The following is a 22,151-nucleotide window of genomic DNA, read 5'->3' on the forward strand; positions in this document are numbered from 1 at the left end:
AATACCTTGTGCACACCTGACACACACCGATGATTCAACCCGACACAATTCCATTTGCAGAACAATAACGACCTGTACCGTAAGTCAAATCAACTCTGACTCGTCCCGGGAGTGAGTCGCCAACTTTCACACCGTCACGCCAGACTTCATAACTGCCGGTTGCCGATCCGTACTTGCGCACCGGCAATAGCGTCGCGTCAAACGAATTCAGAACAATGATTGCGCCGGCCACTGTATGTGCGGGCTCCCATAACAGTGACCGACTGACTACAACGCTTGGATTTAAAGTGCTCCAGTTATTCTCATTGAAGCCTTGCCACACGAACTTGAGCATGTCGCCCACCCGTAGCGCGGGGTTGGGTGTTATTAACCAACGCACGCCATCTTTCAACATTGACCACGGCACCCCGTTAACCGGGTTGGTTTGCGAACTGCAGGTCAAGTAACCATTGGTCAGCGTGTGTTGTATAAGCGGTGCAGGCAGTGGGACAAGCTGGGTATTCACATTGGTAACGGGGGCGCGTTGCTCGTTAAAGCCGTTGGTGGTGGTGTAATGCACCGCGTACACCGCGGCAGTGGCGCCGCTGATCACGGACCACGGCACATCGCTGAAAAACACCCAGCTACCGGCACTATCAGCGGCGCCCACAGCATAGGTGGCCACCGGGCCTGCACCGTTCCAGTAAAGGCTCAGCGAGTCGCCCACACGGGGCGTATCAAACAGCCGCACTCGCACGCGAACCGGGTAACCTCGGTCTGCATCAACCAGCGTGTTGGTGCCGGTGCGGCCCACAATTTCCACCGGCGCCAACGTCGGGTTCAGCAATGCCGGTGCATTGGGGTGATCCTGGCCGGCGATCGTCAGGTTCACATTGACGGAAAGAGACTTGGACGACGTCGGCACAGGGTTGAGGCCAAAGATTTCGTAGCGTACCGGTACGGTCTGCGCCGCCAGCACCGGACTCGGCCCCCGCAGAACTGTCCAGGGGATGTCCACGTCGAACGGCAGTTGCGACACCAACCGGCGCGTGGTGGGTCGGTCATCCCAATACACAATCACTTCATGCCGGGCAGCTGCGGACCATCCCGGGTAGCTGTCTATGCGCACAAACACGCCGCCGCCTTCATCGACGCGAGCGTCATTGCGCTTGATCAACTCGTCGTTGTAGATCGGCGGACGAATGCTCGGGGCTGGCAGCCCCAGGGACAGCACAAAGGGCAGCCCGCTGCTCAACGTGCTGAAATTACCGGCCTCGTCATAGATCCGATAGAACAGGTACCCGGGGCCATTGTTCAGGTCGCGAAACGCATCCGAGTTCAAGGTTGCCGTGGGTGGCGTGGTGCTGAAATTTACCAGCGAGCCGCCGTCCGCCAGCTTCAACGGAGGCGCGGGCGAATTGGATAAAAAGAATTCAATACGGTCATTGGGCGCCGCGACGTTGTAGACCGGAATGTAAAACGCCGTGGGCTGATGGTCTGTCAGATACTGCGCGTTGATCGCCGGCTCTGGCGGTACGACAAAGCGTGCCATGTCCGTCGGCGCGATCAATTTTGGCGGTTCCAGGTCGATTGTGATCGTCACTGGCAAACTGGTGCTCTGCCCGCCGACATTGCGAACGGTGTAGTAAAGGCGCGCGACTCGACTGCGGCTGCGCAGGTTGAGCATGCTGATTTCACGCTCGAAAAAAGCCGGAATGTCCGGCGGTGGCGGCCCGATCAGAAACCGGTCGAGAAGCCTGATGCCATCATCGCTCTCCCACCAAAGTTCACACGTATGCACCGGGTCAGCCGGGTCACCCGGGATGGCGGGCGTTGGCATCGGCTCCCACGCGGGAATACGCACCTTCAGCGGGCTGAGCAACAGTTGCAGTGGCACGACCCCTCTGCCATCGGCGGTCATAACACCTGGAACCGTAGCGGGATCCAAGCCGTCGCCTATGACGGCCTGCCTGGTTAAAAGCCGGGAACGCGTGTAGGGCTTTCGGATAGTCGACATGTTCCGGCCTCAGGAAAAGTTTCAGCATGGCGAGTCACGAGAGCAATGCCTTCGTGCCTGCCATGGAAAAATTAAACGCCTAAAGCCTGCACACGGATACTGTCAGAACTAACAGGTAGGCCCATCCACTCGTCGTTTTTTTCAGCGCTGTGCACGCGCCTATTTCTAAATATTCCTTGACGAAAGGCGCCACCTGGCATTTTATGAAACCGGTTTCAGAGCTTCTCTCAGGCACTGAAACGGCTAATTCCAATAAGAAAGGCCCGTTATCGTGACTCCATTTTCCGCCGCCCAGCGCAGCCGCGTGACCATGCTTGATGTTGCCGAGCGCGCCGGCGTGTCCAAAGCCAGTGTGTCGCGCTTTATCGGTGATGACCGCGCCCTGCTCTCCGACGCCATTGCGCTGCGTATCGAACAGGCCATCCGCGAACTTGGCTACCGCCCCAACCAGATGGCCCGTGGCTTGAAACGTGGGCGCACACGCTTGATCGGCATGCTGGTGGCCGATATCCGCAACCCCTATTCCATTGCCGTGATGCATGGCGTCGAAACCGCTTGCCGCAAGCACGGCTACAGCCTGGTGGTGTGCAACACCGACCGCGATGACGAGCAGGAGCGTCAGCACCTGGCCGCACTGCGCTCGTACAACATCGAAGGGCTGATCGTGAACACCCTCGGCCATCACCTTGACCAACTGCTGGAACTGCAGCAGGAAATGCCGCTGGTGCTGGTGGACCGCAAGGTCGAGCCATTGCACAGCGACCTGGTGGGGCTAAACAACGCCGCAGCGGTACGCATCGCCGTCGAACACTTGCAACAGCAGGGTTATCGCGACGTGTTGCTGGTCAGCGAAGCCGCCGATGGCACCAGCTCACGCCTGGAGCGCCAGGCCAGTTTCAAGGCCGAGATCGCCAGCCGCCCAGGGCTGACCGGCGCGGTGCTGGAGCTGGACGACGCGCTGCAAAGCCGCCTGCAGGCCTTCCTTGCCACGCCCGGCCCGAAAGCGCTGTTCTGCGCCAACGGCATCGCCGCGCTGGCCTGTACCCGCGCGCTCAAGGCTTCAGGCTGCCGGCTGTTTGAGGATGTCGGCTTGATCGCCCTGGATGATCTGGACTGGTACCCGCTGGTGGGCAATGGCATTACCGCCCTCGCCCAGCCTACTGAAGCGATTGGCGCCAGTGCCTTTGACTGCTTGCTCAAGCGCCTGCGCGGCGATGATGCGCCGACGCGCACCCTGGATTTTTTGCCGGAATTAATCATCCGTGGTTCCACACAATCCCTTGTGGGCGCTGGCTTGCCTGCGATGACGGTTTACCCGGCGAAGCCGTAGTCGCCTGACACACCGCCATCGCAGGCAAGCCTGCTCCCACATTTGTTTTGCGTATAAAAATGAAACCGGTTTCAGAGGTAAACAACAATGCACAAATACCCCGTCTCCATCAGCCTTTCCAGCTACGGCGCCGAGCGTGTTCGCCAACAGGGCCAACTGAGTTTTGTCGACGTACTGAGCGCTGCCGGCGCCCAACGCATCGAATGGCGTGAAGAACTACTGACCACCGAGCACCCGGCCACACTCGCCCAGGCTGCCGCCGCGCATGGCCTGGAATCGGTGTACTCCTCGCCGCTGGAACTGTGGGTCGCCGGCCGCGCCCAGCCCAACGCCGAGCTGAATGACACCCTGGACCGCGCCCAGGCATTCGGCGCGCGCTGGCTGAAAGTCTCCCTCGGCTACTTCACCGACACCAACGACCTGCAAAGCCTGCACGCCCTGCTCAACCGACACCCGGTCAAACTGCTGGTGGAAAACGACCAGACCCTGCACGGCGGACGGATCGAGCCGATGCAGCGGTTCTTCACCGAGGTCGAGCGCCTGGGCCTGCCCGTCAAGATGACGTTCGACATCGGCAACTGGCAATGGCAAGACCAGTCCGCCCTCACCGCGGCGCGCTTGCTCGGTCGTCACGTGGATTACCTGCACTGCAAGGCCGTGGCCCGGCGCCAGGACGGCAAGCTGGTGGCCCTGCCGCCCGGCGCCACCGACCTGCATCTGTGGGAACGACTGCTCAAGCATATGACTCAAGGTATTACCCGGGCCGTGGAATTCCCGTTGCAAGGCGATGACCTGACCGAGGTCACCGCGCAACAGGTCGCCGCCCTCGCCATCCTTGGCCAACCCCGTGCGGAGAATGCCCATGTCTAAGATCGATATCCTGTCGTTTGGTGAAACCATGGCGATGTTTGTCGCCGAGCAGACCGGCGATCTGGCCCAGGTAGCGCAGTTCCACAAACGCATTGCCGGCGCCGACAGCAATGTCGCCATTGGCCTGTCGCGCCTGGGGTTCAATGTGGCGTGGCTAAGCCGGGTGGGGAATGATTCCCTCGGGCGTTTTGTGGTCGACACCCTGAAAAAGGAAGGCCTGGATTGCCAGCATGTGGCGGTCGATCCCTTGCACCCCACCGGTTTTCAGTTCAAGTCCCGCGAAGAAGCCGGCGCAGACCCTCAAGTCGAGTACTTTCGCAAAGGCTCGGCGGCCAGCCACCTGTCCATCGCCGCCATCAGCCCCACGCTGCTGCAAGCGCGTCACCTGCACGCCACCGGTATTCCGCCGGCGTTGTCCGAGGCCACCCGTGAGCTGTCCCGCGAGCTGATGACGCAGATGCGCAAAGCCGGGCACAGCGTGTCGTTCGACCCGAACCTGCGCCCATCGTTATGGGCCAGCCAGGCGCAGATGATCGCCGAAATCAACGCCCTTGCCGCCATGGCCGATTGGGTCTTGCCGGGTTTGAGCGAAGGTCGCTTGCTCACAGGCTTCGAAGACCCGGCCGACATCGCCGCGTTCTACCTCGACCAGGGCGCCGAGGCCGTGGCCATCAAGCTTGGGCCGGACGGCGCCTATTACCGCACCCAGATGGACCAGGGCTTCGTTGCCGCCGTGCCGGTGGAAAAAGTCGTCGACACCGTCGGCGCCGGCGATGGTTTTGCCGTCGGCATGATCAGCGCACTGCTGGAAAACCTCAGCTTCCCCGAAGCGGTACAGCGCGGTAACTGGATCGGCAGCCGCGCCGTGCAGAGCCGCGGCGACATGGAAGGCTTGCCCACTCGTTCGGAGTTACCCACTCGATCCGTTGCATGACGTACACCCTGTTGCCACAACTACAACAAGCTCAGGAGCAACTCCATGGATACCTTGAAACTCGCCACCCGCCGCTGGTGGTACATCATGCCTATCGTGTTTATCACCTACAGCCTGGCGTACCTGGACCGCGCCAACTACGGCTTCGCCGCCGCCTCCGGGATGGCCGAAGACCTGATGATCACCCCCGGCATGTCCTCGCTGCTGGGCGCGCTGTTCTTCCTCGGCTACTTTTTCTTCCAGGTGCCGGGGGCGATCTACGCGCAAAAGCGCAGCGTTAAAAAGCTGATTTTTGTCAGCCTGATCCTCTGGGGCGGCCTTGCCACCCTGACCGGCGTGGTGTCCAACGCCTACATGCTGATCGCCATTCGCTTCATGCTCGGGGTGGTCGAAGCCGCCGTGATGCCCGCGATGCTGGTGTACCTGTGCCACTGGTTCACGCGTGCCGAACGCTCGCGCGCCAACACCTTCCTGATCCTCGGCAACCCGGTGACCATGCTGTGGATGTCAGTGGTGTCGGGCTACCTGGTGCAGCATTTCAGCTGGCGTTGGATGTTTATCATCGAAGGCATACCGGCGGTGATCTGGGCGTTTATCTGGTGGAAGCTGGCGGATGAAAAACCCGCCGACGCCAAGTGGCTGAGTGAGCAGCACAAAAAAGACCTCGAAAGTGCGCTGGCCGCCGAACAAGTCGGGATCAAGGCGGTGAAGAACTACGCCGAGGCCTTCCGCTCGCCCAAAGTGATCATCCTGGCGCTGCAGTTTTTCTGCTGGAGCATCGGCGTTTACGGCTTTGTGCTGTGGCTGCCGTCGATCCTCAAGGCCGGCCTGCAAATGGACATGGTCGAAGCCGGCTGGCTGTCGGCGTTGCCTTACCTGGCGGCGGTGATCGGCATGCTCGCGGTGTCCTGGGGCTCGGACAAACTGCAAAAACGTAAACGTTTTGTGTGGCCACCCCTGCTGATTGCCTCCATTGCGTTCTACGCCTCCTACGCACTGGGCGCCGAACACTTCTGGTGGTCCTACAGCCTGCTGGTCATCGCCGGCGCGTGCATGTATGCGCCTTACGGGCCGTTTTTTGCCATCGTGCCGGAGATCCTGCCGGCCAACGTCGCCGGCGGCGCCATGGCGCTGATCAACAGCATGGGCGCGCTGGGCTCGTTCGGCGGTTCGTACCTGGTGGGTTACCTCAACAGCACCACCGGTTCGCCCGGCGCTTCGTACCTGCTGATGAGCGGTGCGCTGATGCTGTCGGTGGTGCTGACGATTTTCCTCAAGCCCGGCGCCAGCGACCGTGAACGCGCGCCGATGCCGACCCTTGGATTGAAGGTGAAAACCCGATGAAAAAGTCTGTCGTTTTATACAAGAAACTCTCTGCGCCCTTGATGGCCCGCCTGCAGGAGCAGGCCGACGTCACGCTGATCGAAGCGCTCGACGAACCTGGCCTGGCCAAGCTGCGCGAGGCCTTGCCCCGCACCCAAGGCCTGCTGGGTGCGAGCCTGCGCCTGGACGCCAAGCTGCTCGACCTGGCGCCACACCTTGAAGCGGTGGCCAGCGTCTCGGTGGGGGTCGACAACTACGACATCGACTACCTGACCCAGCGCGGCGTCCTGCTCAGCAACACGCCGGACGTGCTCACCGAAACCACCGCCGATACCGGTTTTGCGCTGATCCTGGCCACCGCGCGCCGGGTGGTGGAGCTGGCCGACATGGTGCGTGCCGGCCAATGGAGCAAGAACATCGGCCCGTCCCATTTCGGCACTGACGTGCATGGCAAAACCCTCGGCATCATCGGCATGGGCCGCATCGGCGAAGCCCTGGCCCAACGCGGGCATTTTGGGTTTGGCATGCCGGTGATCTACCACAGCCACTCGCCCAAGCCGTTGGTGGAAGAACGCTTCGGCGCGCAGTACCGCAGCCTGGTGGATTTGCTCAAGGAAGCTGACTTTGTCTGCCTGACCTTGCCGCTGACCGCCGAAACCGAAAAGCTGATCGGCGCTCAAGAGTTCGCGCTGATGGGCCCGGAGACGATCTTTATCAACATCTCGCGCGGCAAAGTAGTGGACGAGGCGGCGCTGGTTCAGGCGCTGCAGCAACGCACCATTCGGGCAGCGGGCCTGGACGTGTTCGAGCGTGAGCCGTTGAACCACGATTCGCCCCTGTTGCGTTTGAACAACGTGGTGGCCACACCGCACATCGGCTCGGCGACCCATGAAACCCGCGAAGCGATGGCCAAGTGTGCGGTGGACAACCTACTGGCGGCGCTGTCGGGCGAACGCCCGAAAAACCTGGTCAATCCAGCGGCCTGGAAACACTGATCCCCTGTGGGAGCGGGCTTGCCCGCGATGGCGGTGTATCAGTCGACATCAATGCTGAGTGTCAGACTGCATTCGCGAGCAAGCCCGCTCCCACATTGGCCGTGTTTATCCAAGGTAGCTTGCTGTGTAAACCCAATCCCTGTGGGAGCGGGCTTGCTCGCGAAAGCGGTGGGTCAGTGCCAAAGGTGCAATCTGACAGACAGCATTCGCGGGCAAGCCCGCTCCCACATTGACCGTGTTCATCCAACGCGGCTTGCTGTGTAAACCCAATCTCTGTGGGAGCGGGCTTGCCCGCGATGGCGGTGGGTCAGTGCCAAAGGTGCAAACTGACACACTGCATTCGCGAGCAAGCCCGCTCCCACATTTGGACTGTCGTTACCTTCGAATCAGCGCAAGGCGCGGCGCAGCACTTTGCCCACGGTGGTCTTGGGCAACTCGCTGGTGCGGAACTCCACATACCGCGGCACTTTGTAACCCGTCAGGTATTCGCGGCAATGGGCGAGGATCTGCTCCCGCGTGAGGTTCGGGTCCTTGCGCACCACGATGATCTTCACCCTTTCCCCGGTGACGCCATCTTCCACGCCGACCGCCGCCACCTCACCCACGCCCGGGTGCATGGCCACCACGTCTTCGATTTCATTCGGGTACACATTGAAGCCCGAGACCAGAATCATGTCTTTCTTGCGGTCCACCAGGCGGATATAGCCGCGCTCGTCCATCACACCGATATCACCGGTCGACAGCCAGCCCTCGGCATCCAGCACCTCGGCGGTTTCCTTGGGCCGCTTCCAGTAACCCTGCATCACCTGCGGCCCGCGCACTTGCAGTTCGCCTTGCTCACCGGTGTCGGCCAGCTCACCGTCCTCGCGGATAAAACGCACCCAGGTTGAAGGCAGCGGCACGCCAATGCTGCCGGTGAATTCCATCTCGCGCATGCGGGCGATATTGATCGGGCTGATGCTCACCACCGGCGAGCACTCGGTGAGGCCATAACCCTCGATGATCGGCAGCCCGGTGACTTCCTTCCAGCGCTTGGCCACCGCCGTGTGCGTGGCCATGCCGCCGGCGATCACCATGCGCAGGGCGGAAAAGTCGCGCGCGCAGAACGCCTTGTTTTCGAGCAAGCCATTAAACAGCGTGTTGACCCCGGCAATGCCGTTGAAGCGCTCCTTGCGCAGGATCATCTGCACGCGTTTCACATCACGCGGGTTGGCGATCAGGATGTTGCGCCCGCCCAGGCACATGAACATCAGGCAGTTCACCGTCAGCGAAAAGATGTGGTACAGCGGCAGCAAGGTGACGTTGGTTTCCTGCTGGTCCTGGTCCAGTTGGTCGCCGACCCAGGCCTTGGCCTGCAACAGGTTGGCGATGATATTGCGGTGGCTGAGCATCACACCCTTGGCGTCCCCGGTGGTGCCGCCGGTGTATTGCAAAAAGGCCAGGTCGTCGAGGTTCATGGCCACCGGAAAGTGATTCAACACCCGCCCCTGTTTCAGCACCCGATTGAAGCGCACCGCGCCTGGCAGGTTAAAAGCGGGCACCTGCTTTTGCACACTGCGCAGAATGAAATTCATCGCCGCGCCCTTGAAGGCGCCCAGCAAGTCGCCAATGGCCGCCACCACCACGCGCTTGACGCTGCTGCCGGCCACGACCTTTTCCAGGGTGTGGGCGAAGTTTTCGAAGATCACCACGGTCTCGGCGCCGCTGTCCTTGAGCAGATGCTTGAGCTCATGGGAGGTGTACAGCGGGTTGACGTTGACCACCACTGCGCCGGCCAGGATGGTACCCAACAGGCAGATCGGGTACTGCAAGCAGTTGGGCATCATCAAGGCCACGCGGTCGCCCTTCTTCACGCCCTGGCCCTGCAGCCACGCGGCAAACGCGATGCCTTGCACCTGCCAGTCGGCATAGGTCATTTCGGTGCCGATGCTGACGTAGGCGACGCGCTCGCGAAATTTCTCCAGGTGCTCAAGGAATACCTCGCGCAGCGACGGGTAGTCCTCGATACCGGCCTCGATGTCCGCCGGCACGCCGGGCAGGTAAGCGTTCAACCAGATCCGTTCGGTACGTTCCAGGCTTACAGCGTTCATGGCAGTCTCCTTGTTGTTGTTTTTATAGCGCTACTTTTCGACGATGGCCGTAACACCCAGCCCGCCCGCCGCGCAGATCGAAATCAAGCCGCGCCCGCCACCGTTGTCATGGATGGTTTTGGCCAACGCCGCCAACTGCCGGCCACCGGTGGCGGCGAACGGGTGGCCGCAGCCAAGCGAACCACCGTTGACGTTGATTTTGCTGCGGTCGATGGCGCCCAGCGGTGCGTCCAGGCCCAGGCGCTCACGGCAGTAATCGGCGTCTTCCCAGGCCTTGAGCGTGCACAGCACCTGGGCGGCAAACGCTTCGTGGATCTCGAAGAAGTCAAAGTCGGCAAAGCTCAGGCCTTCACGCTTGAGCATGCGTGGAACGGCATAGGCCGGGGCCATCAACAGGCCTTCGGTGCCGTCGACAAAATTCACCGCCGCAGTTTCGCCGGTACGCAGGTAAGCCAGCACCGGCAAGCCGTGTTCGGCAGCCCAGGCCTCACTGGCCAACAGCACCACCGAAGCGCCATCGGTCAGCGGCGTGGAGTTGCCCGCCGTGAGCGTGCCGTTGTGGCGGTCGTAGGCTGGGGATAGCCCGGCGAGTTTCGCAAGGCTGGCGTCAGCCCGCAGGTTGTTATCGCGCGCAAGGCCGCGATAAGGGCTGATCAGATCGTCGAAAAAACCACGGGTGTAAGCGGCATCCAGGCGCTGGTGGCTGGTCAGGGTCAACTCATCCTGGGCCAGCCGCTTGATCTGCCAGCGCTTGGCCATTGCTTCACAGTGCTCACCCATCGACAGGCCAGTGCGTGGCTCGCCATTGCGCGGCAGCAACGGCTTGAACAACATCGAGGGGCGCACCTTCAGCAACGCCTTGAGCTTATCGCCCATGCCCTTGGCGCGGTTGGCGGCGAGCAAGGTGTGGCGCAGGGATTCGTTGATGCCGATGGGCGCGTCCGATGTGGTGTCGCAGCCGCCGGCAATGCCGACGTCGATCTGGCCCAGGGCGATTTTATTCGCCACCAGCAACGCCGCTTCAAGGCCCGTGCCGCAGGCTTGTTGCACATCATACGCGGGGGTCTGGGGCGACAATGTGGTCGACAGCAGCGACTCGCGCGCCAGGTTGAAATCGCGCGAATGCTTGATCACCGCTCCCGCGGCAAACTCGCCCAGACGCTGGCCGTGCAGGTTGTAGCGGTCAATCAGGCCTTGCAGGGCGGCAACCAGCAAGTCCTGATTGCTGTCGTGGGCGTACACGCTGTTGGAGCGGGCGAACGGGATACGGTTGCCGCCGATAATCGCCACGCGTCGTGTCGGGGCCGGGTTGAAGCTGTAGTCACTCATTGACGGTTCTCATTCCAGACAAAAAGCCCACGCATATGCGGTTTATCGCCAGCCGCATTGCGCACTTCGAACTCACGGCGCGGGCCGGTCACGGGGCGATTCCACAGGGTGACCTGGCCGGGCAGGAAGATCGGCAGTTTGAAGTCGCAATGCGCCTGGGCGTGTTCCAGGCCGCCCGGCGGTTGCTGAGCGGCGAGTGCGCGGCCCAGGGTCCACATGCCATGGGCGATGGCGCAGCGAAAGCCAAAGATTCTGGCGCCGATCACCGAGGTGTGAATCGGGTTGAAGTCCCCTGACACCTTGGCAAAACGTCGGCCCAGGTCGGCCGGCACTGCCCAGCGTTGGCTGCGCAACAGCCCGTCTTCCTGCAACGTCAGCGCGTCTTCCCACGGCTCGCCGACCGGGGCTTTCACGTCACGGCGCAGGTACAGGCTGTCGCTCTGCCACACCAGCGCGTCGGCGCTGTAGGCCCGCGTGGCGATACTCAGCGCCTGGCCTTTGGGGTGCGCCACCCACCGCTCGCACCACACTTGCAGGCGCAGCGCTTGGCCTTCGTGCAAGCGCTGGTGCTGATGAATGCGATTGGCCAGGTGCACCATGCCGCTGGCCGGATACGGAAAGCTCGGCCGTGTGAGCAGCATCAGGTGCAACGGGAACGCCAGCACGTGCGGATAGGACAGCGGCACGCCCTGCTCGCGCCGGAAACCACAGGCGTGGCCATACGCGGCGATGGCGCCGGCCGACAGCGCCACCGCCGAACGCACCAGGCATTCCCTGGGCAGCAACGGCGCACCCTCAAGCTTGGGTTTGCGCAGCGCGCGCACGCCATCGAGCAACAGCTGGGTGCGCGACGGTGGCGGGTCGATGATCTGCGTCACGTAGTCCATGGTTCAGGCTCCCAGCAGGCTTTGGCCGCACACGCGTACGACTTGGCCGTTGACCCCGCCGGACGCCGGGTGCGCCAGCCAGGCAATGGTCTCGGCCACATCAATCGGCTGCCCGCCTTGGGACATCGAGTTCATGCGCCGCCCCGCCTCGCGGATCATCAGTGGAATCCTGGCCGTCATCTGCGTCTCGATAAAACCGGGCGCCACGGCATTGACCGTGACCTGTTGCGCTGCCGCCAACGGCGCCAGGCCGTGCACCAAGCCAATCACACCCGCCTTGGAGGTGGCGTAATTGCTTTGCCCCAGGTTGCCGGCAATGCCGGAGATCGACGACACGCACACAATGCGCCCGCCCGGGTTCAACCCTTGGTGGTGCAGCAACGCACTGCTCAACTGCAACGGCGCTTCCAGGTTGACCGCCAGCACACTGCGCCAGGCCGTCTCGGTCATTTTGGCAATGGTCTTGTCGCGGGTGATGCCGGCGTTGTGCACCACCACATCGAAAGCGCCGTACTGTTCGACGTGCGCCTGCAACAGCGCGGCCGAGTCGGGGGCGGTGATGTCCAGCGGCAAGGCTGAGCCGTTGACACCGGCGGCGGCCTGCTGCAGCGCTGCATGGGCTTGGGGCACGTCCACGCACACCACGTGGGCGCCGTCGCGGGCCAGCACCTGGGCGATGGCCAAACCGATCCCACGCGAGGCGCCAGTGACCAATGCGCGGCGCCCGGCAAAGGGCTTATCCCAGTTGACGGTAACCTCGCCATCCACCGGTTTTTCGAGGCGCACGACCTGCCCGGACACATAGGCCGAACGGCGCGACAGAAGAAACCGCAGGCTGCTGTCCAGGGCGTCTTCGGCGCCCGGCGCCACGTAGACCAATTGCACGGTGATCGCCCGGCGCAGTTCTTTTGCCAGCGAGCGCACCAGGCCTTCGAGGGCGCGTTGGGCGATGGCCTGGGGCAAGTCCCGGCAATGTTCGGGCGCAGTGCCCAGCACCACCACGCGGCCATGCTGACTGAGGCGCTTGGCATTGGCGTGGAAGAATACATAGAGCTCGTCGAGCTGCTGCAAATCGAGCACCGCCGTGGCATCGAACACCGCGCCCTGCACCTTGACCGTGGACGGCGCCCGGAGCGTCGCTGGCGTGGCCGCGACGGTGTCGGTGGCGGCAAAAATCTGCTGCACCTTTGTGGATAACCGCCCTGCCCCGGCGACGATGACCGGGTTGACCAAGCCCTGCTGGCCGCTGCGATGGCGCTGCAACGGCAACGGCTGCGGCAGGCCGATGGCCCGGGCGAGGCGCCCGCCCCACGGGGAGTTGACGAAGGAAAGGTAGCTGTCACTCATAGTAAGCATTCACTCACAACACACACTGGCTTTATAAACCCGATGCCGGTGGGCGCTGGCGTGCCTGCGCTGCAGACGACTCGGTCGTTCACAGGCACCGAGGTGATGCCATCGCAGGCACGCCAGCTCCCACCTTGATCGTGTTTCTCCTAGTTGACCGAGGCGTTTTCGCTTTGGGGTGTGCGACGTTTGGCGCTCGGCTCCAACGCTTGTTTGCGCTGCTGTAACGCCTCAAGCAAACCAAAGTCCTGCGGGAAGTCATCGACCTGGATGCCGTGGTCGGCGTATTCCACATAGCGGCCGAGCAAGGTGTCTTCCTCGTCGCTGATCAGGTCCAGCGCCCGCGCCTTGACGCGCCAGGCGCTGAACGCGGTGGCGGAAATCGGCATCGGTTCGATCAGGCCTTGCTTGACCGCCGACTTGAGGCGAGCGTCGATCAGCTCCACCTGCGGCAACAGGCGCAAGGCCAATTCGCCGTAGGCCAGCTTGTCGATTTCCGGGCGCGGGATGTAGGAATTGGCCAACAGGCGGTCGCGGGTTTCGCCTGGCGTCTGCACCACCTCAGCCACTTGGGCCAGCAAGCGATCCGACGGTTTGCGCAGGGGAATACCGAACGGAAAACTCAAGCCCCGCACCACTGCCGCAGCGGCGTTCGAGGGGTAGTTATCGAGCACTTCGGCCAGCGCTTCATGCGCACGTAACAGCGCATCCTGGGCGGCCCAGTGCACCAGCGGCAGGTCTGCCTGGGGCCGACCGTCGTCCTCAAAGCGTTTGAGCACGCAGGACAGGATGTACAACTGCGACAGAATATCGCCCAGACGCCCGGTGATACTTTCCTTGCGTTTGAGCGCACCACCGAGCACGCCCATGGACACATCCGAGATCAACGCCAGCACCACCGACAGCCGATTGGCCTGGCGGTAGTAGGACGCCAGCGCCGGCTCGGTCTTGGCCGGTGCAGAAAGCAGCCGCCCGCCGGTCAGCGAATGCACCCCGGCGCGTACGGCATTGGCGACGACAAAGCTCACATGGCCGAATATCGCGCGGTCGAAGGCTTCCAGTGCCTGGCGCTGGTCCGGGTTACGCGCGGCTTCCATTTCGCGGAACACATACGGATGGCAGCGAATCAGCCCCTGACCAAAGATGATCAGGCAGCGGGTCATGATGTTCGCACCCTCCACGGTGATCGCAATCGGGCTTTGCTGGTAGGCACGGGCCAGGAAGTTGTTGGGGCCCATGCAGATGCCTTTGCCGGCGACGATGTCCATGCCGTCGTTGACGATGATCCGCGCGCGCTCGGTGACGTGGTACTTGGCAATGGCCGAGATCACCGAGGGTTTTTCGCCGGCATCCAGCGACGCCACCGAGACCTTGCGCACCGCGTCGCAGGCATACAAATGCCCGGCCATGCGCGCCAGCGGCGCCTGCACGCCTTCGAACTTGCCGATGGGCAGGCCGAACTGCTTGCGCATGGCCGCGTAGGCGCTGGTGCCGCGTACCGCGACTTTGCCCAGGCCGACGTTGGCCGACGGCAGGGAAATCGCCCGCCCGGCTGCCAGGCATTCCATCAGCATGCGCCAGCCGTTGCCGACCTGTGCGCGGCCGCCGATCACCCATTCCAGGGGAATGAAGACATCCTTGCCGGTAGTCGGACCGTTCTGGAATACCGCATTCAGAGGCCAGTGACGACGACCGCTGTTGACGCCTGGGTGAGACGTTGGGATCAACGCGCAGGTGATCCCCAGTGAGCCCGCCTTGCCCAGCAAACCCTCCGGGTCTTCGGCGCGAAACGCCAGGCCCAGCACCGTCGCGACGGGGCCAAGGGTGATGTATCGCTTGTCCCAGGTCACTTTGAAACCCAGCACTTGCTCGCCCTCGTGCAGGCCTTTGCAGACGATGCCCAGGTCTGGAATTGCGCCGGCATCAGAGCCCGCATACGGGCTGGTCAGGGCAAAGCACGGGATGTCTTCGCCTCGCGCCAGGCGCGGCAAGTAGTAATTGCGTTGGGCGTCGGTGCCGTAATGCAGCAGCAGTTCAGCCGGGCCCAGGGAATTGGGGACCATCACCGAAATCGCCGCCGCCGAGCAGCGTGTCGACAGCTTCATCACCACCTGGGAGTGCGCATAGTGGGAGAAACCTTTGCCGCCGTATTGCTTGGGAATGATCATGCCCAGAAAACCGGCGTCCTTGGTGTACTGCCAGCCTTCGGGGGACATGTCCTGCCAGATCTGGGTGGTTTCCCAGTCGTTGGCGATGTCGCAGAGGGTTTCGACTTCGTTGTCGAGGAAGGCTTGTTCTTCGGTGCTGAGGCTGGCCGGCGCAGCCTTGAGCAGGCGATCCCAGTTGGGTTTGCCGCTGAACAGCTCGGCGTCCCACCACACCGTGCCGGATTCGATGGCGGCGCGTTCGGTGTCGGACATGGCGGGCATGATCGTACGAAACAGGCCCAAGGCCTTGCTGGTCAACAGCGCGCGCCGCAAGGGCTTGAGCGTCAGCAGCAGCGCGGGCACCACCACCAGCAGCGCCGCAACGCTGGTGCCCAGACCGGCCACCACGTTGAACAGGTAACCAAGCGCCAGCCAGATCAGGCCAACGCCCAGCCACAGCGCGGCGGCGGCTTGTCGATACGCCAGGGCAATCGCTGCTGCGACACCCACTAATAACCAGATAACCATGGGGAGACCTCTACCTAATCAGGGCATGGGCGATGCGCAGGTCGCTCGAAATGAGTGACGGCGTAAAGCCACACTACAAACTTGAAAAGACAAATTCAAATTTTGTTTTGAAATTTTTATTTAATGCCAAGGCTAAAAAAAACCAGGCTGAGCCCGTCAGCCTGTTGAATCAAAAAATGCGCTGCTGCACACGTCGCGAGCGCGAACCCCGCTTCGAGCCTCTGAACAAGGGCGCCAAGATGCGCTTGCCGCCCCTGTCCTCAACGCTGCGTGACGGCCTTAAAAGGCATAGGTTGCCGAAACAGCCACTACGTCACCGGATGATTCTGCCTTACCGTCCAGGCTCGCGGCGCCCAAGCGGTCCACGTTCTTGGTCTTGAGATTGACCTCCTGCACGAACTGATGGGAATACGCCAGATCCAGCGTCAAGCCCGGAATCGCCTTGACGTCGTAACCCGCACCCAGCGACAGGAAGTACCGGTCACCGTCCGGAATCCGCGGGTCGCGTGTAGAGTTGCGGGTCGGCGTCTGGTCGGACGCCACACCGGCACGCAATGTCAGCTCATCGGTCGCTTTGAAATCGCCACCAATGGAGTACATCCAGGAGTCGCGGTAGTTGTAGGGGATGGAAACGATCGTGTTGCCGTCGGACTTGAGGGTCAGGTCCTTGAAGGATGACCATTGGGTCCACACCGCACTCACACCCATGGTCAGGCGATCATTGAACTGGTGCACCCAGTCCAGGCCCGCAGTTGCCGGGATGTCCAGTTGAGTGCTGGCATTGGCGCCGTCGGGCATCAATTTCAGCCCCGGATAGGCCACTTCCGGGATAGTCCCGGTACCGCCGAATGGGCTCGGGCCCGTCATCAGCTGATACGAGAAGGCGTCGGCGCGAATATTGTACTTGCCCTCCATCTTGTTCTTGATTTTGGCGTGGTAATTGAGGCCGAGGCTGTCTTGCTCGGTGGGTTTCCAGACCACCCCCGTGAACCAACCCACCGACGTATTATCGACTTTGACTCGAATCAGCGACGTGCCCAGGCCTGCCGGGAACGGAATACCGCCCAATTCAGACTTGGAGTTGGCAGCGGCGGCGAGCAAATCGATATTCTGGCTGACGAAGCCTTTACTGTGCTGAACGATCATCCCGGCACCGATGGATAGGTCATCGCGCACCTTGAATGACAAGGACCCGGTCAACCCTACCGTTTCAATCTTGGTGTCCACTGCAAAGTCACGAAACTTTGAGTCTTCGTTCCAGGTGGTGCGCATGCCCTGCGGTACGACTTGGGCCAGACCGAACGAAAACCGATCACCCAGCGGCATCACCATGAACCCGGTTGGGAGCCATGCAGTGAACCCACCCTGGCCGCCGTCGTTGTTGTTCACCGTGGTCAGCGCGGGGTCGAAAGTACCGTCGGGGTTAAACGGTGTATTGGATACCGGGTTGCCCTGGTAATCATTGGCCTGGCCTTTGTACTTGATCTTGATCCGCGCGTAATCGACGGTCATTTGTGCAACGTTATGGTCAACAAAAGCCATTGCCGCCGGGTTGTTGAACGCCGAACTCGGGTCGTTCTTGAACAACGAACCACCACCGAACGCCCGCCCCCAGCCCGGTGCGCCATACGTCGGCGTGGAAAAACCGCCGGCTTGCACAGGCACGGCTACCATCAGCCCGCCCATCAACGCCAACCCCAGTAACGCCTGTACCTGTTGTTTTTTATTATTCATGAGGCACTCCTTATTGTTATCACACTGAGCCGGCCCAGCCGTCTCGTCTTTCTGTTCGTTCATTCAGGGACGCGTTTCACGTTGTGCGCGCCCACGCGCTAACGCGTTGATGTCTTCAAGGGTTAATCGTGAGGGCAGGTGAAGGCTTGAAGTTGAAAGCCGTGACCCTGCAGGTGGCGTTCACCGTGTGTGGGCTGGCAATGCTGAACGTGCCATCGGCGGCACTCCATTGTGTGGTCAGCACACTTGGCGTCAGGCAGCTGTCATACGGAAATTTTTCGGTAAAGCCAGAAAGCGTTGCGGTGGTGGCATTTGTCGGCACCAGTGTCCACGGCAAGTTCAACGGGCCGGAAATACCACACAGCGCATTACCGGTGAACGTGGCACCGGTGATCGTTGCGCTTGAGCCGTCCGCCGCGACTTGGCCACTGAGTGTCATCGTGCATGGCACCGGGGTAAACACCAGCAGCTTTACCGCGGTGGCGATTGAGCCCGAGGCGGTAAATGCAGCGCCCGCCGGGGCAAAGGTGGCTGCGCCTGCAATGGACGAGACAGCGCCCAGGGTGAATAACATCGAACCCAGGAGGGCTGTTTTTTTAAGGCTTTGCATTGTCATGTTCCCCAGACAATAAGTACCGTACCCAACCGGCTCCGCCGGTGGTTTTCCCGCAGCCGGCGCCTCATGCGAGGCACCGGCCTTTCAACGGGTGATCAGCCCTTTGGAGTCACGCGCTTACGGGTTAACCGTCAGCGTTGGCGCCACAACACTTAGGGACACCACGGTGCAGTTGCCACTCAGCGATTGATTGCTGGCCGACAGGGTTTTGCTGGCCGCAGTCCACGCCACAGCGATAGGGGTAGGACCGCAGTTGGTGGAAGGCAGCGAGGTGATCTTGTAGCCGACGTTGGTCACGGTGCCGGTGGTGCTGGTTGCAGCGGTCAGCACCCAAGGCAGGTTGGTCAGCGTCGGCAAGGCGCAGAGACCGCCGCCGGTCAGCGAAGCACCGTTGATGGAGGCCACGCCACCGCTGACGTTGCCGCTAAAAGTGATGCCGCAGGTGACGGCTGCACCGAACGACGAGGGCGACTTCACAACGATGGTGCCGGGGTTGGTCGTGAACGGACCGTCCGGGGTGATAGACGCCGCACTGGCCATCGAGGCGGCGCCAAAGCACAGAGCAAAAGAAGTTGCACAAACGAGGGTCTTCAAGCTTTTCATTGTTTTTCCTCACATGTTATGGCGAGTCATTTCGCCAGGGGTAATGGCCATGATCGAGAGGTCACGGTGAAACTGCAGAACTTCCCTTTCCAGCCAAATCTCAATTCAATTACCGCTGCATCTTTTTAATCTGTTTATTCGACCACTTTGAAGGTCGGCGGCATCGTGATCGACACCGTTTTTATCGTGCAGTCTTCGCCGATCGGCACATTGGTGGCCTCCAACTTTCGGGTGGCGTTGTCCCACGTTCCATCGGCCGTAGAAGGCCCGCACTTGCCGCCCAGGCCGAAGGCGTGAACATCGACGCTGATCTTCGACATGGAGCCGCTTTTGGTGTCTTTGGCAACTAACACCCAGGGTAAGTTGGTGGCCTCGACGCGGCTGCATTTAAGGCCGCCGTCGAATTCAACTTTATCGACATTCACCGATGAACCATCGGCCGCGACCTTGCCGGCCACCTTGATGGTGCAATCGGCGCTGATCAGCGCACCCTTGGAAAAGCTGATCGGGCCCTGGGCCGTAAAGGCGCTGCCGGCCGGCTCGATGCGTGCGGCTTGGGCCTGGTGGTAAACGATCAGGCCCAGTGCGGCCAGTATGATATGCGCGGTGAACGTGGCAGGGCTGTGCATCATGAACGTCCTTCCCTTGAAGTTATTGTTGTAGGGTCAAACAACTTTCTTGGCATAAAACCGATAAACCCTGGGCGATAAAAACCGGCGCGATGCACAGATCCCGAGTTAACCCACGGCTGTTTTTAATTCACCTCAAAACGGCTTGGCGCTGTTGCTGTACTTCTCCAGGTACTTCAAACGTTGTGACGGTTGAAGATTGGTCAAGGTGATATCGCCGGCGTAATGATTCAACACGCGATGGTCCATGCGACGTCGCCACAAGTACGGCACATAGGCCCAGACAATCATGCTCGCGTAACCATAAGGAAGTTGCGGCGATTCATCAAAGTGGCGCAATGACTGATAACTGCGGGTGGGGTTGGCGTGGTGATCGGAATGCCGTTGCAGTTGAAACAGAAAGATATTGGTGACAATACGGTTACTGTTCCACGAGTGCCGCGGCGAGCAACGTTCATAACGACCGTTGGGCAACTTCTGGCGTTTAAGCCCGTAATGCTCGACGTAGTTAACTACTTCCAGCAACGAGAACCCGTAGATGCCCTGAATGATCAGGAAAGGAATCACAGCCGCGCCGAGCCAGGCAATCATCGCGCCCCACAACACCACGCTGTACATCCACGCGCCGAGTACGGCGTTTTTCCAGTGCAGTGCCGGCAGGCCGAGTTTGCGCAGGCGTTCGCGTTCCAGGTTCCAGGCCGACACCGCGCTGAACCACACCGAGCGCGGCAGGAACGCCCAGAAACTCTCACCCAGACGTGAGCTGGCCGGGTCTTCCGGTGTGGCCACGCGTACGTGATGGCCACGGTTGTGTTCGGTGTAGAAGTGCCCGTAGAAGGTCGGCGCCAGGGTGACCTTGGCCAGGAACACCTCCAGTGGCTTGGGCTTGTGCCCCAGCTCATGCGCGGTGTTGATTGCAATGCCGGTGGCGGCGCCGGTGGACAGCGCCATGCCCAGGTAGGTGAACCAGGTGATCTCACCGTGCAACTGGGTGCGCGCGGTAATAAACGCAGCGGTCTTCGCCAGCCAGCTCGACGGATCAAGGCTAGCCGTGGCGTTGAGCAGGCCGCCGCTGATGATCCAGTCGATGCCACCGGCGGCCAGCCAGCCGGTCACCACCACCGAGGTGAGCACGAACACCACGCCGGTGTAGACGATCCAGCGGTAGTAGCTTTGCGATTCAAGGTGGCTGACGGCGGATTCTGGCGGGTTGCTGACGTCTTCACCGAGCAGGCCGTCGATCAATGGGATCAAGCCGAAGATCACCAGCACGCCGACCCACCACAATTGCTGCACGCCCGTGGTAATGGCCAGGGCGCCGGAGAGCAATGGAGTCGCCAGAGGCATGATGCCCAGCCACCACAAATGACGTTTGCCGTCGGTCCAGACGGTAGAAGTGACCAGAGTCTGATTCATGGCAGCCTCCGGACGCGACGGCTTGGAGATGCGATAAAAGGCGTTTTTTTCATTATTTTATTCGCTCTTAGGCACTTCAAAAATTGTTTCAAATTACACATTGAAATAATTTTTTTAAATAAATAGCGCGGAATCGTTAGGTCGTCAACTAGTTTCTCGAAGGCTTTTTGACGTGACTGACCAGTCTGTTTTTCAGCCGTTTGGTCAGGTGTCTAAAGCAGGCATCGACGCCGTTGTACCGCGAGTCGGGTTAACACCATTATTTGCTCGCCAAGGCAAATGGCGGGTGCAGCACGGTGGCGCTTTGCGGTGGGCGAACGCGCTTGGCCACCTGCTCCACCAGCGCGGCCACGCGCTCTGTGGCGGTAATTGGCAGCATATGGCCGCGCCCCTCCACCACCTGCATCTTCAGCCCGGGCACTTTGCTGGCCAGGGCCTGTCCGTGCTTCTGGAAGTCCAGCACGTTGTCGCGCGCGCCATAGATCAGGCCGATTGGCAGGGTCAGTTGCGGGTAGCGCTTGACCATGTCCGGCAGGTGGTCGTTAACCGTATTGATCTCGGTGGAGGCCGCGTAGAAGTTGTCTGGACGCATCCCCAGCAGCCCGCCTCCTCGCGTGGCGAAGTCTGACGGCGCAGCGTCGGGGGCGAACACGCCCTTCACCACCGCGCCTCTGGTCAGCAGGCCGACGGGCACGGTCAGGGTGTGGGACATCCACCGTCGCAACCAGGCCGGGCGCACCGCCAGGGACAGGAACACCGGCGGCAACATACGTTGGGGATGCGTCAGCGGCGCCACCAGGATCAGCCCGGACACCGCGTGGGGATGGTCAAGCGCCAGCGCCAGCGAAATCGCCCCGCCGAGGGAATGCCCCAGCACCAGCGGTTTATCCAGGTCCAGCGTTTTGATGAAGGCCGCGATTTGCCGAGCCTGAGCCGGCAGGTCTGCAGCGGTACCGGTTTGCCGGGTCGAATAGCCCGAACCCGGGCGGTCCAGCGTGATCACGCGAAAACGCTCACGCAACTGGGCGGACAAGGCATAGGTCAGGTTGCGACTGCTGCCCATCAGCCCGTGAATCATCACCAGCGGCGGGCCTGCACCCTCCTCGACATAATGAAAGCGCTCGCCATCGACCTCGACGAAGCGCCCATTGATCGGAACAGCGGCTTCTATACGCCGCGTCATCCAGGCACTGAAGCCCCACAACAGCGCGCTCGCCACCCCTAACACACCCGCAGCGACAACCCATTCAACAGCCATAGCTCGGTCCTCTGCTTCCCTGCCGCTGGCGACCTGACCGGTATTGATCAAGGCCTCAGCCATCGTCCACACCCTGGACCTAAACTTCATGCATACCGTGCTCGTCCGTCGGACAAGTC

The 22,151-nt window shown here is 61.5% G+C and carries 17 protein-coding genes; 5 read left to right on the forward strand and 12 right to left on the reverse strand.

Annotated features, from left to right (window positions below):
• Positions 1-34: 34 nt before the first annotated feature.
• Complete coding sequence (locus AC19YS_RS23515) at positions 35-1,876, reverse strand: hypothetical protein (protein WP_500602738.1); 1,842 nt, start codon at positions 1,874-1,876, stop codon at positions 35-37.
• 391 nt (positions 1,877-2,267) lie between these two features.
• On the opposite strand from AC19YS_RS23515, the gene AC19YS_RS23520 reads away from it, so the two are divergent.
• The 5 genes from AC19YS_RS23520 to AC19YS_RS23540 all read left to right on the forward strand — a co-directional run bounded on the left by AC19YS_RS23520 (position 2,268) and on the right by AC19YS_RS23540 (position 7,448).
• Positions 2,268-3,326: a LacI family DNA-binding transcriptional regulator gene (locus AC19YS_RS23520; protein WP_500602739.1), complete on the forward strand. Its 1,059-nt coding sequence runs from the start codon at positions 2,268-2,270 to the stop codon at positions 3,324-3,326.
• Between the two features lie 87 nt (positions 3,327-3,413).
• Positions 3,414-4,196: a sugar phosphate isomerase/epimerase family protein gene (locus AC19YS_RS23525; RefSeq protein ID WP_500602740.1), complete on the forward strand. Its 783-nt coding sequence runs from the start codon at positions 3,414-3,416 to the stop codon at positions 4,194-4,196.
• Positions 4,189-5,130: a sugar kinase gene (locus AC19YS_RS23530; RefSeq protein ID WP_200624824.1), complete on the forward strand. Its 942-nt coding sequence runs from the start codon at positions 4,189-4,191 to the stop codon at positions 5,128-5,130. The genes AC19YS_RS23525 and AC19YS_RS23530 overlap by 8 nt, the downstream gene beginning before the upstream one ends.
• Positions 5,131-5,175: 45 nt before the next feature.
• On the forward strand, positions 5,176-6,474 hold the full coding sequence (locus AC19YS_RS23535; protein ID WP_106577856.1) for an MFS transporter: 1,299 nt from the start codon (positions 5,176-5,178) through the stop codon (positions 6,472-6,474).
• Positions 6,471-7,448, forward strand: coding sequence for an NAD(P)-dependent oxidoreductase (locus tag AC19YS_RS23540; protein WP_500602741.1), 978 nt, complete (start codon positions 6,471-6,473; stop codon positions 7,446-7,448). Before AC19YS_RS23535 ends, AC19YS_RS23540 begins: the two co-directional genes overlap by 4 nt.
• 386 nt (positions 7,449-7,834) lie before the next feature.
• On the opposite strand, the gene AC19YS_RS23545 is transcribed toward AC19YS_RS23540, so the two are convergent.
• The 11 genes from AC19YS_RS23545 to AC19YS_RS23595 all read right to left on the reverse strand — a co-directional run bounded on the left by AC19YS_RS23545 (position 7,835) and on the right by AC19YS_RS23595 (position 22,032).
• Entirely contained in the window at positions 7,835-9,538 is a 1,704-nt protein-coding gene (locus tag AC19YS_RS23545) for an AMP-binding protein (RefSeq protein WP_500602742.1), read from the reverse strand.
• Positions 9,539-9,568: 30 nt separating this feature from the next.
• Positions 9,569-10,867, reverse strand: coding sequence for an acetyl-CoA C-acetyltransferase (locus AC19YS_RS23550; RefSeq protein ID WP_200624822.1), 1,299 nt, complete (start codon positions 10,865-10,867; stop codon positions 9,569-9,571).
• Complete coding sequence (locus AC19YS_RS23555; protein ID WP_500602743.1) at positions 10,864-11,754, reverse strand: MaoC family dehydratase; 891 nt, start codon at positions 11,752-11,754, stop codon at positions 10,864-10,866. Before AC19YS_RS23555 ends, AC19YS_RS23550 begins: the two co-directional genes overlap by 4 nt.
• A gap of 3 nt (positions 11,755-11,757) precedes the next feature.
• On the reverse strand, positions 11,758-13,101 hold the full coding sequence (locus AC19YS_RS23560; RefSeq protein WP_500602744.1) for a 3-oxoacyl-ACP reductase: 1,344 nt from the start codon (positions 13,099-13,101) through the stop codon (positions 11,758-11,760).
• Positions 13,102-13,250: 149 nt separating this feature from the next.
• On the reverse strand, positions 13,251-15,776 hold the full coding sequence (locus tag AC19YS_RS23565; RefSeq protein WP_500602745.1) for an acyl-CoA dehydrogenase: 2,526 nt from the start codon (positions 15,774-15,776) through the stop codon (positions 13,251-13,253).
• 279 nt (positions 15,777-16,055) lie between these two features.
• Positions 16,056-17,510 carry an outer membrane protein transport protein gene (locus AC19YS_RS23570; protein ID WP_500602746.1) on the reverse strand — a complete coding sequence of 485 codons (1,455 nt, stop codon included), beginning with the start codon at positions 17,508-17,510 and terminating at the stop codon, positions 16,056-16,058.
• Positions 17,511-17,625: 115 nt separating this feature from the next.
• Positions 17,626-18,126, reverse strand: a complete 501-nt coding sequence (locus AC19YS_RS23575) for a PraA/PraB family alkane oxidation protein activator (protein WP_491727949.1) — start codon at positions 18,124-18,126, stop codon at positions 17,626-17,628.
• Positions 18,127-18,243: 117 nt separating this feature from the next.
• Positions 18,244-18,729, reverse strand: coding sequence for an alkane oxidation protein activator PraB (gene praB, locus AC19YS_RS23580; protein WP_106577847.1), 486 nt, complete (start codon positions 18,727-18,729; stop codon positions 18,244-18,246).
• A gap of 134 nt (positions 18,730-18,863) precedes the next feature.
• Positions 18,864-19,358, reverse strand: a complete 495-nt coding sequence (gene praA / locus AC19YS_RS23585) for an alkane oxidation protein activator PraA (RefSeq protein ID WP_106577846.1) — start codon at positions 19,356-19,358, stop codon at positions 18,864-18,866.
• Positions 19,359-19,493: 135 nt separating this feature from the next.
• Positions 19,494-20,774 carry an alkane 1-monooxygenase gene (locus tag AC19YS_RS23590; protein WP_200624818.1) on the reverse strand — a complete coding sequence of 427 codons (1,281 nt, stop codon included), beginning with the start codon at positions 20,772-20,774 and terminating at the stop codon, positions 19,494-19,496.
• Positions 20,775-21,033: 259 nt separating this feature from the next.
• Positions 21,034-22,032, reverse strand: a complete 999-nt coding sequence (locus AC19YS_RS23595) for an alpha/beta fold hydrolase (protein ID WP_200624817.1) — start codon at positions 22,030-22,032, stop codon at positions 21,034-21,036.
• Between the last annotated feature and the right edge of the window lie 119 nt (positions 22,033-22,151).

This window comes from Pseudomonas sp. MF08831, assembly GCF_059862645.1.

Bases quoted from the DNA above. Each gene is read 5' to 3' on its own strand.
- AC19YS_RS23530 (WP_200624824.1), top strand. From the start codon at position 4,189: ATGTCTAAGATCGATATCCTGTCGTTTGGTGAAACCATGGCGATGTTT.
- AC19YS_RS23555 (WP_500602743.1), bottom strand. From the start codon at position 11,754: ATGGACTACGTGACGCAGATCATCGACCCGCCACCGTCGCGCACCCAG.
- AC19YS_RS23545 (WP_500602742.1), bottom strand. From the start codon at position 9,538: ATGAACGCTGTAAGCCTGGAACGTACCGAACGGATCTGGTTGAACGCT.
- AC19YS_RS23560 (WP_500602744.1), bottom strand. From the start codon at position 13,101: ATGAGTGACAGCTACCTTTCCTTCGTCAACTCCCCGTGGGGCGGGCGC.
- AC19YS_RS23570 (WP_500602746.1), bottom strand. From the start codon at position 17,510: ATGAATAATAAAAAACAACAGGTACAGGCGTTACTGGGGTTGGCGTTG.
- AC19YS_RS23590 (WP_200624818.1), bottom strand. From the start codon at position 20,774: ATGAATCAGACTCTGGTCACTTCTACCGTCTGGACCGACGGCAAACGT.
- praB (WP_106577847.1), bottom strand. From the start codon at position 18,729: ATGAAAAGCTTGAAGACCCTCGTTTGTGCAACTTCTTTTGCTCTGTGC.
- AC19YS_RS23575 (WP_491727949.1), bottom strand. From the start codon at position 18,126: ATGACAATGCAAAGCCTTAAAAAAACAGCCCTCCTGGGTTCGATGTTA.
- AC19YS_RS23535 (WP_106577856.1), top strand. From the start codon at position 5,176: ATGGATACCTTGAAACTCGCCACCCGCCGCTGGTGGTACATCATGCCT.
- AC19YS_RS23595 (WP_200624817.1), bottom strand. From the start codon at position 22,032: ATGGCTGTTGAATGGGTTGTCGCTGCGGGTGTGTTAGGGGTGGCGAGC.
- AC19YS_RS23540 (WP_500602741.1), top strand. From the start codon at position 6,471: ATGAAAAAGTCTGTCGTTTTATACAAGAAACTCTCTGCGCCCTTGATG.
- praA (WP_106577846.1), bottom strand. From the start codon at position 19,358: ATGCACAGCCCTGCCACGTTCACCGCGCATATCATACTGGCCGCACTG.
- AC19YS_RS23525 (WP_500602740.1), top strand. From the start codon at position 3,414: ATGCACAAATACCCCGTCTCCATCAGCCTTTCCAGCTACGGCGCCGAG.
- AC19YS_RS23550 (WP_200624822.1), bottom strand. From the start codon at position 10,867: ATGAGTGACTACAGCTTCAACCCGGCCCCGACACGACGCGTGGCGATT.
- AC19YS_RS23565 (WP_500602745.1), bottom strand. From the start codon at position 15,776: ATGGTTATCTGGTTATTAGTGGGTGTCGCAGCAGCGATTGCCCTGGCG.